Origin of the sequence: Mesorhizobium sp. M4B.F.Ca.ET.089.01.1.1 (assembly GCF_004022605.1) — a bacterium.
Classification (GTDB): Bacteria; Pseudomonadota; Alphaproteobacteria; order Rhizobiales; family Rhizobiaceae; genus Mesorhizobium; species Mesorhizobium abyssinicae.
This window is the reverse complement of sequence record NZ_RZOS01000829.1, coordinates 1-1,362: the sequence shown is the minus strand read 5'-3', so window position 1 is coordinate 1,362 and position 1,362 is coordinate 1. Positions and strand designations below refer to the sequence as shown.

At 56.9% G+C, this 1,362-nt stretch carries 1 protein-coding gene; it reads right to left on the bottom strand.

Annotated features, from left to right (window positions below; genetic code table 11):
* Positions 1-531 precede the first annotated feature (531 nt).
* The gene (locus tag EN780_RS34280) at positions 532-993 is read right to left on the bottom strand and encodes a MucR family transcriptional regulator (RefSeq protein WP_127410205.1); all 462 of its coding nucleotides are present in this window, start codon (positions 991-993) and stop codon (positions 532-534) included.
* Between the last annotated feature and the right edge of the window lie 369 nt (positions 994-1,362).

Genomic DNA, 1,362 nt, shown 5'->3' with positions numbered 1-1,362 from the left:
GCTGCGTATTGGTCGGTCCCCTAACACCGAACAATTCTGAAAAAGTAAATTTCAACCGCAAATTTGGACAGCCCAGTTGGGAAGCCAAGGGTTTTGGAAATTCGAAGATAGTGAAAACGCGATCTTCCCTTAGGTCATCGCCGAGCTAACCTGATCCAGGTTTTCGCAATTATGCCCCGTTAGCCCTCCGCCTTGTATTCGGTTAACCAAAAGAACCGCAGGCTTTGCTGCCAAACCACGCTGGCACAGAAAATCTACACTATGCGCCTTGAGGACCTTCGGCTTCCCCTGTCGGATCAGCCGGGCAGCATCGTTATTGTCCGGTAGCCCCCTGCAGCCATGCTGAGCTCTCACCCTTTGAAGGCTGGCAACTCGACGAGCCGTCCCGAGGTCCGGCAGACACAAGGAGGCCTTCTCCACGATCATGTCAGCGCTGCGGGACGTAGGCGAGTTCGCTGTGGATCGCAGAGATGCCGAAGCCGGGAGATCCCGCCTTTCAAACGGCACCTGGCCAACAAGCAAGCGGGACGATCAGGCGGCCGCCTTTTTGCGGCTCCTCTTTACCGGTGCGGCCTGTTGGGCCTCATTGGGTTTTCTGCCGAGGCCCATGGTCTTCGCCAAAGCTGAGCGCGCGGCGGCATAGTTCGGGGCAACCATCGGATAGTCTGCCGATAGTCTCCATTTCGCCCGGTATTCTTCGGGCGTCAGACCATAGTGGGTCGCAAGATGCCGCTTCAGCGACTTGAATTTCTTTCCGTCCTCCAGGCTGATGATATAGTCCGGCGTGACCGACTTCCTGATCGGGACTGCAGGCTTGAGCTCCTCGGGCTTGGCGGCCGGACCGCCCATCGTGCCCTGCAACGCGGCATGCACGTGGTCGATCAGGGCCGGAAGCTCACCTACCGGGAGTGGATTGTTCGACACATAGGCCGACACGACTTCGGCGGTAAGCTCGATGAGGGCGTCAGTATTGTTTTCGGCTTCTTCTGTCACGCAATGCTCCTGCTTTGATAAACGGCGGCGGATCGGTTTTATTAATGAAGGCAGCCACAGAATGCAATCAAAGTCAGGGCTCCCGTAGCACTGGTTCCCAAATTTGCGGGCCTGAGGCACACGATGATTCTACCCTGAAGGACAGCTTCCGGCAGAAAATCGATCGGACCCGCCAAGGGTTCAGCGATTCATGAAACAGCTTTCGAGCAGAATGGGTTTCGTATCGGCGCCTTTGACGCCGGCGAAACTCAACCTCTGCTACGCACGTTTGATGCCCTGATCCTGCCACCGTCCCCCGGGCACCTGCGCCAAGGAGAAATCTTCGATCCAGCCACTTGAACCGTCACGGATCGTACAGCACATTTGCGA